General features: G+C 49.3%; 5 protein-coding genes. All 5 read right to left on the bottom strand.

What is annotated here, in order from left to right; genetic code table 11:
• Positions 1-87: 87 nt before the first annotated feature.
• The 5 genes from SG35_RS15295 to SG35_RS15275 are packed head-to-tail and all read right to left on the bottom strand — an operon-like array spanning position 88 to position 15,932.
• Entirely contained in the window at positions 88-4,872 is a 4,785-nt protein-coding gene (locus SG35_RS15295; protein ID WP_044834902.1) for an eCIS core domain-containing protein, read from the bottom strand.
• 45 nt (positions 4,873-4,917) lie between these two features.
• A complete protein-coding gene (locus SG35_RS15290) occupies positions 4,918-6,054 on the bottom strand; it encodes an eCIS core domain-containing protein (protein WP_044834903.1) in 1,137 nt (378 codons plus the stop codon).
• A 9-nt stretch (positions 6,055-6,063) separates the two neighbouring features.
• Complete coding sequence (locus SG35_RS15285; protein ID WP_044834904.1) at positions 6,064-7,419, bottom strand: ATP-binding protein; 1,356 nt, start codon at positions 7,417-7,419, stop codon at positions 6,064-6,066.
• Between the two features lies 1 nt (position 7,420).
• Positions 7,421-9,814 (bottom strand): contractile injection system tape measure protein, encoded by a 2,394-nt coding sequence (locus tag SG35_RS15280; protein WP_053043308.1) that lies wholly within the window; start codon positions 9,812-9,814, stop codon positions 7,421-7,423.
• A 13-nt stretch (positions 9,815-9,827) separates the two neighbouring features.
• Positions 9,828-15,932 carry a PKD domain-containing protein gene (locus SG35_RS15275; protein ID WP_044834905.1) on the bottom strand — a complete coding sequence of 2,035 codons (6,105 nt, stop codon included), beginning with the start codon at positions 15,930-15,932 and terminating at the stop codon, positions 9,828-9,830.

Here is a 15,932-nt window from a genome sequence, read left to right as displayed (position 1 = left end):
AGTGAGCTTGTTTTCCAGTAAAAAGCCCGGTGCGTACTAACCGGGCTTTCTAAACGCTGTGAACCCTGTCAAAGCAGCGCTCCTGGTTTATTCCGCAGTCGTTGTTTCAGGTGCAGTTGTGTCTGTTGTCGCCGGGGTTGCAGGAGCAGCTGGAGCAGCCGCAGGTGCCGCTGGAGCTGCCGGGGGCGGCGCTCTACCTGCAACTATGGCGGCAATGGCGGCTTTAATATCACCGGCTTTGCCATTTACCGTGGTTAAGGTCGATTTTTGTCCCGAGGTTAAATCATTGACCAAATCTCCCTTGGCATAATCGCCATAAGCCTTGAGCAGGATCTTGATTGCCTCTGGTCCTATTCCTGAAATATTGATCTTACTGCTTAAATTACTCGATTTTCTTTCGTCGGTAGTTAAGGTGTCCATAGCGGTTTTTATGCCGCCATCAAGCTGGTAGGCAGGTTCATTGGCACTGGCGGAGGCATCGCCCTTGACATAAATGGAGTCTACGGTGGAGGTGACCGGGTTATGCTCCTGTCCGTCGGTATTGCGGATATAGGCCTTGCAGACAAATTTCGAGTTGATGTAGTTATCCGGGTGCTTCTGGGTCGGGTGAACAATGTTTTCACTGATGCCGGCAACATTGACCTGGTAATAGACCCAGTAACTTTGTTTTTCCACCCAGCCTTTTACTGTTTCCTCGATGGAAGTATTGTGTTTTTTATTGGCTTCGGCGGTGATCGGATACATATTCTGCCCGGTGCCGGGGCCGCCGATGTGGTGGTTGAGTAAATGACCCTTGATATATTTTGACGGATTTTTCTGCTCCGGTGCGGTGATCAGTTTACCCATCACCACTTTTAATGCGCTGCCAAGCGGTTCGCTGCCTTTGCCTATTTTATCCGGACCGACCGGATCTGCGGTCATGCCGGTGGACACGGTATCGCCTGCCGCGGCGCCGGGTACGTTGACGACATTGCTTTTTAACGAGATGCCGGGGGTTTTGTCTTTTACCGCCAGGTTCACCTGCACATCTTTATTTTTCGATGCCTGTATCCTGACGTTAGTGATCTTGCCTTCGGTGTGGAAACTGACCTTGGTCAGGGCGAACCGGGTTTGAATGGCTTTAAACTGTTTGCTCATGGCCAGGGAGTCGGTGGCCGCTTCTGCCGCCAGGGTGACAATTTGCGTGGCGGCGTTGACATCTATGGTTTCTTCTTCCGGTGTTCTCGGCATCTTCACCGGCTTTTCTTTTAGCGCTTCCAATGTCAGCGGCGAGGGGATGCGTCCGCCGCTGTCTCCCACCATAAGCGGGGTCAATTGGGGCGGCAGCAGGGCTAACTGTTCAGCTACCTTGGCTTCTGCGGCAGCGTCTTTGCCGCCTTTTTTCTGAATAATGGCGCGCTGGTCATTGATGATCTTCATGATTGCCAGCGCCTTGGTTTTATGGCCCTGTTTTTCTGCCTTTTTCGGATCGGTATCGGTAATCACCAGCTTATCGAGGAACTGATTAACCGGGGTCGGCGTACTGGCTACCGTCAGTTCGCCCTGGGCGCTGGGGTAATACAGGGCGTGTTTTTTGCCTGCGGGATCTGTGAACTCTTTGCGGGTTTGCCACCAATTTTTCACGGCACTGATGGCGCTTTTACCCATTTTTAATAAGGCACTGCCCGCCGATACCGCTTTATCCACCAGCCAGGTCAGGGCCTCGTCCACCTTGCCTTGCACTTTTTTGATCATTTCTCCTATGCGCTTGCCTAAACCGCCCAGGCCCACCTGGTTGGCGAGGAAACCTATGGCAATGGGCACGGCTTTGGCCAGGGCACCTTCGAGGAACTTGGCGGCGCTGAGAATATTACCTTTGGCGATTTCCGCCACGCCCATGACAAAGGAGTTGACGATTTGCAGCATCTGTTTGATGTAGGCGATAAAGGATTGTATTGCCTTATACAGGGCTATGGTAGAGTTGATCACCGCCATAATGCCGGTGGGGTCGAGCATGCTCAGCAGTTTTGCCGTGACCTGGGTGATGATCTTGGTCATGATCCAGTTTTGCACGCCCTCAAGCACCATGTTCCAAAGGCCGCTGATTTTTTCGACGATATATTCCCAGATGGCGATTGGTCCGCGGGTCATGACGTCTTTAACAAAGGTCCAGACACCGGTGAGTTTGTCGATCATGCCGCGGATGCGGTTGACCTTTTCCTGGCCGATTTTATCGGCGAGTTTCTGCCAGATTTTCTCTGCGGTAATGCCGAGTACATCCAGCACAAAACCGAATATCGAGCCCAGGCTGAGATCTTTGGGTGGTGTGATACCGGCATCTTTTACTTGCTGGAATAACCAGCTGGTGAGGCCGTTGAACAGGTGTTTGAGGATATTGTCGAAAAACAGCGAGAAGCCTTTTTTGATGGCTTTTAGCAGGTTGAGGATAAAGCCTATCGGGTCGCGTTTAATGTCGGCAAACGCCTGCATTGCCCGGGTGACGATATTGACCACCAGATCTGTGGGAAAACCCATGATCGACAGGATGATTTCGATGATCTTTTTCAGCACCTTGATAATAAAGCTAAACAGGCGTTTGAGGGGATCGATAAATAAATTCATGATCCGGCCAAAGGCTTCCAGCGGCGCGGCTAAGTCTGACAGGCTGAAGCTGTTCCAGGCCTGCATAAACAGGCCTTTGATATATTTCCAGGTGAAGCCCAACTCGGCGATGGCGCCTTCGATCCAGCTGGTGGCGCGGTCAATGGCGCCGGACTCTTTCATGGTCTGGAATTTTTCTTCGCCGCCGGGCAGCAGGCTTAAAAAGCCGTGAATGATATTTTCTGCGGTGCGCGGTACCGGATTGCCGGAGAAAGGGTCTTTGCCTAAAATCACCGTCAGCAGCGGGTAGCCGGGAATTTTCCGGGCAAACTTAATTAACCTGGCGATTAAGGCATCTTTGATCAGGCCTAATATTTTAATCCCGACTTCCACCACAAAGCGGATAATGCGTCCGGCGGGGGCTAAAAAGATTTGCGCCAGTTGGGTAAAGGCGCCTATGGGATCCATCAGGCTGGAAATACTCACCAGATCCCAGGCTTTGCTGAACATGTTTTTAATGCTTTGCCAGCTGAGATCCAGCCGGGCTACCGCACCGTCGATCCAGTCGGCGGCTTTTTGCAGGGAGCCGGTTTCTTCCATTTGCCGCAGCTGCTCTTCGCCTGAGGCAGATAGCAGCATAAAGCCGCGGATTAGGTTCATGCCGCTGCGCTCAACTGCTTCGTCTGTGATCGGGTCTTTGCCGAGAATAACCGTCAGCAGCGGATAACCCCGGGTATGGTCTTTAATAAAGCCCACCAGGGAATTGAGCAGATATTTTTTCACTATCTCAAGCAGTTTGGAGGCGATACTGGTGGCAAAACTGATCACACTGGCGATTGGCCTACGGATAATATTGGCTGCCTGGCTCAGCACGCCTGAGACATTGGTTAAATCGGATAAGGATCTGGAGGACCAAAAGTTACTGATGTCGTTGAGAATAGAGGTCAGGCTGATGTCTAACTTGGCTATTTTCTGATCCAGCCAGGTGGCGGCTTCTTCCATGGCGCCGGTGGCTTCGAGTTTTTGTTGGAACTTGCTGCCGAACGGGATGATGTTTAATCCGGCTTCAATGAAGTTTCTGCCGTTGCGTGCTACCGTTTTCCCGGTTACCGGGTCTTGCCCGAGGATGACGGATAATAATTTATAACCGGGAATTGACTGGACAAAACCGGCAAACTTTTCTTTGGCCCAGTTCAGTGCTGAATTGATTTGATCGGCAGCCCAGTTTACCGCTGAGCTGGCGGCGTCGGATATTGCCCCTATGGCGCTGCCCAACCAGCCCCGTTGTATTTTTGCTTGTGAAGAGGGTGAAGTGCTCTGATTGCCGACCCGGCTGATATTGCCGCTGTCAGGGGAGGCCTGAGTTTGGGGTGAAGCCCCTTGTTGTACCGTATGGGTTAATTCATGGGCCAGCAGATGTTTGCCCGAGCTTGATTCGGGATTGTATTGTCCCTGATTAAAGTAGATATCGCTGCCGTGGGTAAAAGCTTTGGCGTTGATCTGCTGGTTCATTTGTGCGGCGTTATCATTGGTATGTATTTTTACCGCGCCAAAGTTTGCGCCTATGCCAGTTTCCATCTCCGCCCGGGTATTGTCCGGCAGGGGGGAGCCACTGCCTTTGGAGCTTTGCAGTGATGATTCAAAAGCCGGACTGGCGGGTGTATCGGAGGTGGATAATGCCTGGCTTGCCTGGATGAGTTTTGTTAATACTTCGCCTTCACCTGAAAAGGATGCGGCCAATGCGCCTGATTCGGCTTCCTGCTCACTTTCCTGCTCTGACCCGGCTAAGTCCATAAAGCTTCTTTGAACGCCCGGGATTGTCTGGCTGTTGCTTTTGCTATTGATGGCTGGTGCGTTGTTTGTTTTAGACTGAAGGTGAGTTTGAACTCCTGCTTTAATCTGGTGACCAGAGCCGTTTGTTTCAGCGCCTTTGCTTGCTGAGCCTGTACCCGCAGAAAAGCTGTTAAGGGCGACGACTTTATCGGCAACGCTGTCGGCTTCTTGTTCATAGCTGGAGTTGGCTGCGCCTATGCTTAATTTCGGCTGAATTGTCTTGGCACGAATAACCTGAGTTAAGGATGAAATTTGTGGTCCCTGGTTATTTGGGTTAACTGCCGGGTTAAACGCTGCCGCACTGCTATTGTCTTTATTTGCATTGCTGATCAGGTTGGTAAGATTGTCGCTGCCGTTTTGTGTTTTGGCCTGTAATTGCGAGCGATGAGCATTGGGCTTAGACGTCGGGCGACGTGAAGTCTGGGGGGTACTGCACTGTGCAATCGTTTTACTGGCCATGTTTGATCCTTGTTGTTAAATTTTCTTCCCTGAAAAGGGCGGTATTTAGTTGTCTTCTCCTTTGTTGTTATCTGAGTGCCCGGGAGCTGTCGCAGTCCGGGGGTTTTTGTTTGCCAGGTTGGCATTTTGCTGAACTACATGGGTGAGTTCATGGGCCAATAAGTGTTTGCCGCTTCTTGATTCGGGGTTGTATCTGCCGGTGTTGAAGTAAATATCTTGTTTTAAGGTAAAGGCCTGGGCGTGCAGTTGCTGGCTGAGGTTATTGGCTTCCTGGTCGTTATGGATGCGGACATTGCTGAAGTCTTTATGAAAATTTGCTTCCATAAAATGCCTGGTGTTTGCATTCATGGCCTGGCCTGAACCCTGACGCTCGCTGATACGTTTACTTTTCCTGCCATCTACGCTTGAGTCTGCGGGCCGGGCAGGGGCACCGGTTTTGCTGTTGCTGGTTTTAGCTTGAACTTCTTCCTCTTCCTTTTCTTCTTCTGATTTGTGCAGGTGCTTTTTCTTCTGCTTTTGTTTTTTCAACTTAACATCAGCCATAGTTTTGGCTTGGGCTTCTTCCTCTTCTTCCTGTTTTTGTAGCCTGGGTTCGGCTAAAGCTTTGGCCTGGGCTTCTTCTTCCTCTTCTTCCTGTTTTTGTAGCCTGGGTTCGGCTAAAGCTTTAGCCTGGGCTTCTTCCTCTTCTTCCTGTTTTTGTAGCCTGGGTTCAGCTAAAGCTTTGGCCTGGGCTTCTTCTTCCTCTTCTTCCTGTTTTTGTAGCCTGGGCTCTGCTAAAGCTTTTGGTTGGGCTTCTTCCTCTTCTTCCTGTTTTTGCAGCTTGGGCTCGGCTAGGGCTTTGCTCTGAGCTTGTTCCTCTTTTTCTTCTTGTTTTTGTAGTTGAGGACTCGCTGTTGCAGGCCGATCTGCCGATGCCGGTGAATTCACCACCTGATCGGCAACATGGTCGGCTTCCTGTTCAAAGGCATCGTTGGGCTTACCCACGGTTAATTTGTGCTGTATTTGCCGGGATAGGGCTGTTGTGGCGCTATTTTGTGAACTTTGACTGATAATACCGGATAAGAAAGTGTTACCTTCGCTGTTGCCTTCACGAACCTCGCCATACTGCATGACTTCGCCTTTGCGGGGCTTGCTGCGGTTGACTCTTCGGGTACGTCTTCTGTGCTGTGAAAACGTGGTCATCTTGCCTCCTTAAAAAGTTTTACCTTCTTTATGGAATTCTTTGCGTATACCTTCTTTGAGCAGCGAAAAAGGTATGCTTTGCTTTTGCTGTGCCAGGGTCATTAAACAAGCATAGCGCACAACATTGATAATAGATCCGCCGGTCATTTCATAATCATTGGCTAAAGCGTGTAAATCTACCTCGTGGTCGAGTTCAAATTTGCTGACAAGGGCACTAGACCAGAGTTTCAGCCTTTCCGACTGCTTGGGAATAGGGAAGTGAATAATGGACTGAAAGCGCCGGGTAAAGGCTTCGTCTAAATTGTTTTTTAAATTCGATGCCAGGATCACCACACCGGCATAATCCTCTAAGCGTTGCAGCAGGTAGGAAACTTCCTGGTTGGCAAATTTGTCGTGGGCGTCGTTGACACTGGTGCGTTTGCCGAACAGGGCATCGGCTTCGTCGAAAAATAAAATCCAGTCTTTGTGCTCCGCCTGTTTAAAAACCTTTTCCAGGTTCTTTTCTGTTTCCCCTATGTACTTGCTGATCACCAGCGTCAGGTCGATGCGGTAAACATCGCGGCCGGTGACTTTGCCCAAAAGGGAAGCCGTCAGGGTTTTGCCAGTACCGGACGGGCCGAAAAACAGGCTGCGGTAACCGGGTTTTATTTTTTTGCCGAGATCATATTCACTGAGCAGCTGATTGCCGTAATCTATCCAGGTTTTAATTTCATAGACCTGGTCCTGGGTGTAGGGGTCGAGCACCAGATCCTGCCAGTCCAGCTGGGTTTCAATCAGCTTGGCGGGAAATTCGGCGCTAAAGGCGGGTTTACGGATATGGCCGCGGGTGATGAGATCGAGTACCTCCCTTGACAGGGTTAATACCCCGGATAAATAGGACTCTTGCCTGTTGGTATGGTTCAGGGTGATAAAGTCATGTTTATTAAAGAAATGATCGGCATCGAACAGGTAGGAATATAAAAAGCGTTTTTCCAGATCTGTGCCCGCCAATAAAAACAATGCGGTTTCCGCCGTGGGTAAAAAGACCTTGCCCTGGCCGTTGGTGGCGCCGCCAAATTCGGTAAACTCTTTATCCAGGCTGGCGTTGCGGGTAAAAAATACGTCCAGCATTTGCGGGCGGATCTGGCTGACTAATGCCAGTATCAGTACTACGCGCTCTTCAAAGTTGATATTGTAATGCTGGATAAAGCCGTTGTAGTGCAGCTGCGAATCGCTGGCCAGCTCTGGCGGGCTTATTTCAAAAATATCCTGATAGTCGCAGTCGTGGCCAAAATGTAATTTTATCCGGGTATCGAGGATCTGATAAAACCAGCTCAGCTCACTGTTTAATACCTCGGCGGTTTCCGTGATAAAGGGATTGCTCATATTACCATTCCACCTGCAATAGTTCATCGACCCAAGAGAGTTTGATCATCGACAGGCCCCAGGGAATGCTGTCCAGCAGTACGTCATAAGGGCCTTTTTCTATCCGTAGCAGCCAGCCGTTGTCCTGCTGGCTTAACAGGCCTTTTCGGGCAACAAAGGTGTGTCGGAAACTGCTGACCGAGGTGTTACCTAAAATGCTCCAGTGATTGATCACTGCCTGGATCAGTTTTTCCGACTCCTCCTGCTCCCTTTGGCTGAGCTCGACAAAGCGGTTAAGCGGCTGGTTAAAGTCCCAGTGGCATAACAGTTTATTTAACACCAGGGCATGTTCTTCGGTGTTTACCTCGCCGGTTGCCAGGTATTGCAGCAAATGCACGGCTTTTTCCCGGGTTTGGAGGTTTTTAAAGTCTTTACCGTCAAATAATCCCAGATCTTTAAAGTAGATGTGCAGGTAAGGCCAGAAGATGACCAGGCCGGCATTGCCTACCGCCAGTCCCTTTGCTGCCACCTCGGGTATAAAGCAGGGGGGTAGTTTGTTTTTTGACAGGAGATTGATATTACTTTTGCTTATTGGTGCTTCGTCTTTGTTCGTGCCGGTTTTGCTTGTGGGCAGGATACCGGCTTCGTCAGAGGAGCGCTTGAAAATGTTTTGCCCTGTTTGGGCTTGTGTCTGCTTATCTGTGCTGGCTTGGTTTACGCCTGTTTTTTTGTTTTGATTAAGCTTGTCGCTGCTGTCCATGCTCTGGTTGTTTTGGTTTTGAGTTGGGACTTGTTCATGTTCCGGCCAAGCTTGGCTTCGCTTTTGTTCGCTATAAGATGAACTGATGGCAGAGCTTCTATTTGCCTGTGCTAGCTTCGCGGGGAGACTTTCTTCACTATCTGATTGGTTTTCTGCCCTATTATCCGTGTGGTTGCTGTTGGATTGCCTTGTGCTATCAGCCGGCGAAAATTCTTGCTCATGGAGGAGATTGTGCTGCTTTTTATTAACCGTGTCTTTAGGCTGATGATTGCCTTGGATGCTGTTTAATTCATTGCTGATATCTGTGCTGACACTGTTTTCCCGGTTCTCTGGCTTCTCTGGCTTAGTTGGGATATTGGCATCGGCAGGCAGCGAGCTATTTCCTTCAACAGCAGGTATTTGCTTTTCAATTTTACCTTTAACAGACTGGCTTTGCTGTTGATTTTTTATATCTTTGCCGCTGCCTGCCGTATCCGGGATATTTATTTGGGATGAGTTGCTGGCAGTGGCTGTCGATAAGTCACCTTGTTCCGGCAAAGCGTTATGCCGGAGATTCTTATTGGCTGCCGAGAGGTCTTGCCCCAATGGCAGGATAATATCATTCAGGGCGGTTAATAAGGCTTGATAGCCATCACCTGCGGCGACTTTAATCTGTTTGCTCAGGTGTAGGTGACGAGTAAAGCTTTGGATGGTATCCGGGGTTAAACCAGTTGATATTTGCTTGAGTATTAACGAAAAAATGTCTCTGTGGCTGTTATCAATTGATATCTGACCCCAGATTATTTCCCATGCCTGTTGGATATTGTGCTGACTCTCTTGTTCCGACAAACCGGCAGACGGAGATGTATGAGATTGGGATGTTTTTTGTTGGAAATTTTGCTGACTGACAGATGAGAAGCTCTGCGCATCTATTTGCTGTAAGCTGCGTAGCAATTCGGTAAATAATTCCGGCCAGTTTATTATTACCCCATTTTTCATCCCGGTGAGGTGGGCATAGAGCAGGTTTAATCTCTCATCGTCAAATTGGGTTATCAATCTATTGGTAACAGTTTGATTTTTTAACTGGCTCTTAAAGGCCGCGATATCCAGTTTTTCCTGTTTGATTAAAAACTCCAGTGTAGCCGTGACTCCGGTAAACTGGCTGGCATCAACATACCAGGGTAAGGTGGCATGGTTTAGAAAATGTGTGAGCAACAACCAGGCATGTTCATGCGCTTTAAGCTGCATGGTTTTCAATCTTGTTGGCGTTTGGCTGGGCTCATCGAGAGCTTGGGCGTCAACCGAGACTTTACCTTGGCCATAAGGCTGTGAAGAGCCACTTGCGGCAGGCTCTTCACCAGGTGAGATGAGTTCTTGCTCTGCTTGTCTGGTTAACTGCTCGCTTGTTTGTATAGAAAGCTCTCTGGGAAAGTGCCGGGTAAACTGTTCGCTAAAGGCCTGCACAAAGTTATCTGCCGATAGCTTGCCCAAATTAAGCTCCAGCTTTTCCATTGTGATATGGCTATTATCCGGGCACAGCTGATCGCAATGCTCACTAATGACATTCATTAATTCGTTATGTACTAATGCGCTGATGTTGTGCTGAAACTCATAGGCATGACCGGCATCCGGCAGATGAATCTCAACACAAATTTTGTCGATCAAATGATTATTCATAAGTCACGGGGCATCAGCCCATCAGGCTCTCAATCTTGGTTATGGCGGCCAGCACATTGGGTTTAGCCGCATTTTCTTTTCTCACTTGAATTAACTTATCCGATAGCACATTGTCTTTATTTAACTCGATACCAGTTTCCATCAGGGTGCCAAGCGAGCTGCCTATCTGTTTTAAGGTGTTATTCATAGGATCTTCTGCTTTCAGATCGTCTGACATCACAGTCACCAGGTCCAAAACAAGATTTACCTGAGTTAACATTAAGGGGTAGCCCAGCTGCGCCATTTCAGGGTTTTCGTTAACCGCGACTTTCATCAGCTGGGTTTGTGTTGATTTCAACAGCGGATCCAGGGTTTCACTGAGCTCCGGATTTCTTTTTCCCGAAACATAAGTTTCGGCTTTGAGCCCGCTGGTGAAGTCTTCTTTCACCAGGTTGACTGTACTCATGGTTTTTTCTGTGAGCCCGCTCGATTCTGGAATGACTTTAACAAAAGGCTCGTTGATCCTGAGGTTATTCAGGGTATCAAGCGGGGTATCCGTATCTATGCGGATGATATCAAACGGTACATGGAAGACTTTCTCCATGGAATTGGCACACTTGCCGTCCCAGGCAACGGTGAGTGTTGCTTTAACTGCCTGGCCCGACTCCACTTCCTGGAGTTGAAATACCATGACTTCTTCGTTATTGGTTGAACTGCCGCCGGGAGAAAACAGCCATTTGGCACTGTTGTGATCTTTCGAGTTGTTCACCAGTTTTACATCGTAAAGACCGTTATCGACCTTATCTATGCTGATGACGCCAAAGGATGCCTGGGGTTTGATCAACTTGACGGTTAAGTTTTTAACGCGATCGCCCAGGAGGTAACTGATGGTGACTTCGCCGCCGGTATTGGCGAGGGCCGGGGTAAAGGTAAAGCCTTCGCTGTCTTCACGAACGCCGGGGCCGGAAGCCTTGCCGCCACTGACATTAGTTTTGATCCGGTATGCCTGCTTATCACACCAGACAAATTCTGTGACATCCAGATCTACCAGCAAGGGCTGGAATGCCGGTATGGCAACCATTTGGGTAAAGGTTGCCAGGCAGGGAGGCTTGTCCAGTTTCATGGTCACCGGTATTTCACGCGGCAGTTCGCCTAAAGGGTAAGTCCGTTTGAATACCCTGCCATTGGATTTTATGCTGCCCAGTTCATCGGTTAACTGATACTCTTTGCCGCCGGTTGCCAGCATGGTATATTCCAGGATGATCTTCTCACCTGTACTGGTGCTATCTTCAAGTACGCGGTAAGTGAACTCGGCGCTGCAAGGGCTAAGGAGCATCTTCTTGGTTTGCGTGACTTCACAGGCGCCTTTGATCAGTTGCAGTTCAACGTCAAATTCTGTCTGTGCGCTGATATCATAGACATGATCAACGATTGCCTGGTCTGAAACCGTGCCGTCCCCGAGCTTATAGGCGTAGGAGTCCATGCCCGGCGGCGCCTTAAACTGTACCTTAGCTTTGGCATTATCGGCATCTATCTGGCTGATTATGGCGGTAAACTCCTGTGTTATCGCATCAACGGTCACCATTACGGATACGGTTTTACCCTGGTATTCATAGCTGATTTCATTGGCGCCGATCAGCACATCGGGATGCCCCGGATAAAAGTGATAGTCGCCGTCGATCAGCACCAGGCCGTTGCCTCTTGGGGTGCCGCCCGGGGGATCGAAAGTGATGGGTTCGTGCACATCCTGGTGGCATAAGAACAGTCGGTCGATAAAGATGGAGACTTCACGCCGGGCAGGAATGGTGATGGTTTGCGATTTGCTGTCGCTGCAGGTGTCCTGGGCTATGCTCAGGATCACCGTGACTTCGCGCTGGGTATCTGCCAGCTCGTAGTCGTGCTCAACCGTTTCCAGGTTTTCAACCACTATGTCTTCATCCAGCTGCCAGCTTCGGGTATTGGCGGCCTGGGGATGGGTGAAGGCATAACGGATTTTATCTAAGGAGCGCGCCACTTCTTTAACGGTGAAGTTGGCGTTGCAAATCTCAAAGGTCAGTTCATGACTGGCTTTGCCGACACAGGGCTCCTTGGTGACGGTTAAGTTCACGGTAAAGGCCGATGTCTCGGTTAAATCAAAGGTATGCACCGGGTTGGCTTTGTTGGAGCTGTTGCCGTCGCCAAAGTCCCATAAATATTCGCTGGCCTCCTGGGGCGTGGCGGTAAATTTAATTTCGGCGCTTTTGGGGTCTTCGCTGACCTGAATGATTTTATAACTGATGGCTGCCTTAATTTGCGCCAGTAGCGCAGAAAATTCATAGATGGTGTTATTGAGCAGATAACTGAATTTGACTTCCCCTTCGTCTATGTCGGCTAAGTCGGGGGTAAAATAAAAATCGCCTGTGGTGACTTCTTTGCTTACCCCGGGACCGACGACTTCGCCCCCCGGAGGGCTGGTGATAAATTTAAATTTACGCTTATCGTTTTTGCAGAAATATTCCAGCGGCAATTTAAACAATACCGGCTCTGTACTGCACAGGTTAATCGGCGGACAGTCGGAGCAACAGATATAGGGCAGGGCAAAGTCCAGCACCACGGTATTGTCATCATCATATACCAGGAAGAAGGTACCGCCGGCCCAGCAGCCACCGACGTGGGACATGCCGCAATTGTGCTCTGAGTATACCGACAGCAATAATCTTTGCTGAATTTTCAACTTGCGGGCGTTGTAGTTATCGAGCAGGCCCTTAAACTGCTGGAAACAGCCCTGGTCGCGTATCAGATTGAAATAACGCAGCAGTGCAGGCCTGTCTGCTGATGGAATATAATCTTCATATTTGCCGATGACCTGTTCAAACATATCCAGCCGGGTCAGCAGCATCTGGTAGGCATTGGTAAATTTTTCCTGTTCAAACTTCGCCAGGGGTTTTGCCAGCTCTTTGAGCAGCAGATCTAAGCTGGTAGTGATATCTACCGGCTGACTCACTTTTTCGAAAATCTCGGTATCTTCGCGGATATTGAGATTGGCGAAATTCTTATAAAGATAATGTTTGGTTAATAATGAGCTGTCGGTGACCGGATCAAATTTAATTTTTTTGATCAGCGAATCTATCTTATAAGGGGACGGGGTTGCCAGCGCCTTGGCGGTGTTTATTCTAAAACTTGGTTGCTCAAACAGGGACTTTTCCAGGGAGACGCTTTCTGGCCCGGCTTTATCAAGCAGTGTGTGCTCAAACTCTATTTTATCGAATTCAATTTTATCAAGATCCCTTTTCTCAAAAAAAGCCGCCTTTTCTGTCAAGGCAGGTTGCGACAGATCCAGGGTAATATTTCGGCTGGAAAAGAGTGACGGATCATAACTGAGATCATAGCCCGGACTTTTAAAGAGATCTGATTTCGCTCGAAAATCTGCACTGTCGCTGAAGCTGGTTATTCGGGTGTCAAATGGGCTGCTATAAAGCTCCGTTTTTTCTGCATATTCTTTGGCCTTGTTTAAAATTTCACTCTCGGCGACTTTTTGGCGATAAACCAGTTGTTTTTCATCGAGCAGGGCATCCTGATACAAGGGAATACTGGCCAGGGATAAGGTTTTTTTATCTTGTACCGTGATCGGGAAATACTTGGAGCCGTAATCATCAATATAGGTTTCCACCTGGTATGAGCCCGGGGGCAAATTGGTGATTTCCATTTCCCCTTCGTTATTGGTTGTGCCGTGAATATTGAGCTCTTTGATGGCGTAATGTACCCGGCTAAGGGGCAAGTTGGTTTTGCCGTCGATAAATTTACCCTTAACTTTGGTCACCTCACTGATTTCTGTGGTTTCCTTGGGGGTATCGAATTCGATATTGGCGACCAGCTCCTTGAGTTTGTTGTATTCGCAGTTCAGCTTATGCGTCAGTGCGCTGTACACCAGCTCGATATCATCGAACTGGCAACCTAAACCTGGGGTAATATCCTGATAATTGCTGCCAACTTTAAGCGCCATCAACTTGATCGGCAGGTTATAACATTTGATCCACTGGCTGATACGGTCAAAGGCATCCGAGTATTTCTCTCCTAGATGGCCCTCGATACGGTAAAAGGGAAACTCGTTCTGATCCACATCCAGCGGATAATGATGGGCAATAAGCGCATCTGCCGTGGGAAACTTATCTTTGAGGGTTTTTAGCAGCAGATACTTAGGCGCCGGTATCGGGGTCGGCGCAGGTTTGGGTCCGGGCTTAGGCTCCGGAGTTGGTTTAGGAGCCGGTATAGGTTTAGGCCAGGGGAACGGCTGTGGCAGCGGTTTCGGGCTGGGCTTAGGTAACGGCAGCGGAAACGGATTAGGTCTGGGGTCCGGGCCGGTGATCGGTCCGGGAAATGGCCCGGGAAAGGGGCCCGGGAAGGGTCTGGGATCGAACCCCGGAAAAGGGCTTGGGTCTATGCCGGGAAACGGTCTGGGATCAAATCCGGTAACAGGGGTGATAAAACGGCCGAGGGAGAAGGACTCTGAGATTTTAGCTTTCGGCCCGGTACTGAGGTCATAGGATTTGAGCAAGGTTTTCGGCAAATCTTCCGTCAGCTCTTTAGCTGTACCTTCAAAGAAGACTTCGGGATGTTCAGGGGACAATGCTACATCCGATAATTTTGCGCTCACTTCAGGCGTCAAGGCAAGTTCTGCCTTAAGTTCGCTCAGGGCGCCAATATCTGCCAGGGATATAGTATCTGTCAGTAGCCTTTCCTTAAGCAGGGATTGGATATCCGTCAATGACCTGATATTGACCCTGCCGGTAAAGGGACTGTCTTTAAAAGGAAGTTCGGCGACACATATCGGCGTACTCAGGTTGTCCCAGTAGCTTAATACCTGGTGCGAGCGGCACTGGCTGGCAAGGTCAAAATCCCAGAAACTTTTCAGCTGGGGATAGCTTTGCAAATCGTAATAATAGGGCAGGCTGCGTTTACCCAAAGGGGTTTGTTTTTCTTTGCTTGGCGTGATTTTTATAGTGATTTTATTGTCGCCGGTTTGCGGCACCTTAAAAGCCCTGCTCAGCAGCACCAGACGCTGGAATAAAAACTTCACCCGGTGAATTTTCCCGCCGGCGACCGGCTCTTGTGGCAGGCTGGCGCGGATAAAGTAGTGGCGGTAAGGGGATGGCTTACATTGGGTTGCCACATCAACTTGTCCCAGCATCAGGTGTTTGGCAAAGCCGGTATCGGGCAGGCAGGCAACGGAGAACACCTCAAAGGCAAGGTTGATAAACTCCTCATAGGCGAGGATCAAATCTTTAATATGATCGTAATAATATTGGACCCCCTGGGGATAATTTGCCTGCTGGCTCCAGGGTTTCGGCTGCCAGTCGGCAAAGGGGTTGGCCTGGTAATCTTCACTGAGTAGCGGCGCGTAAACCTCATAAGCTTGCCGGAAGGCCTCGGGAATTTCCTGCAGCGGGCCTTGCTGGATAAGGAAGGCGTAAGATTTGACAATATCTTCGAGCTCCAGCAGGTGATTGCTGTCGCCGAGCCAGTGCAAACGGCCTATTTTTAAGGCCGGCAGCTGATATTTTTGTTGCAGCATTTGGTAGAGCAGGCTGGTTTTTTCAGATTTCAGCTTTTGGTTGAGGGTATCGAGCTGATCTTTGGCTACCAGTAAGATTCGGACACACAGGTTTATTTTCGAACCTTTCTCATTACAGTCGCTGCCGGTACAGGTATCGAGATCTTCATCTTCTGCTTCCAGATAAGCCAGGGCCACTTTGTCTTGGAGGAAGTCTTTATTGAGCGCCTTGTGCTCTAAGTTGTCGTTGTCTTTTTCTTCGGATGTCAGTAGTTGCCACAGCGGCACCTGCTGCTCCGGCTGTCCTTGTTCACTGGTGTTGAAAAAGGCATATTTTACCGGGTCGGTATAGGCGGTGTAGTGGCTATAATCGGCGCCGGGATGTTTAACCAGGTATCCTAAGGTGGTCAGGCCATAACCCGGGCTTAGACTGATGCCGGTAAAATCTGCCTTTGTTTGCATCTGGAAACCATGGGCAATACCCGCACCGGCAAAACATTTCCTGGTCCAGCGGCTTTGCAAGTCTAAATAACCGAACAGATCATTTAACTGATCTGCTGTCAGCACTTGGTCTGCCTGAAATTTTGGATAGGTGTTGCACGTGTCCAT

This window comes from Thalassomonas actiniarum (genome assembly GCF_000948975.2).
GTDB lineage: Bacteria > Pseudomonadota > Gammaproteobacteria > Enterobacterales > Alteromonadaceae > Thalassomonas > Thalassomonas actiniarum.
This window is presented reverse-complemented; position numbering and strand designations above follow the sequence as displayed.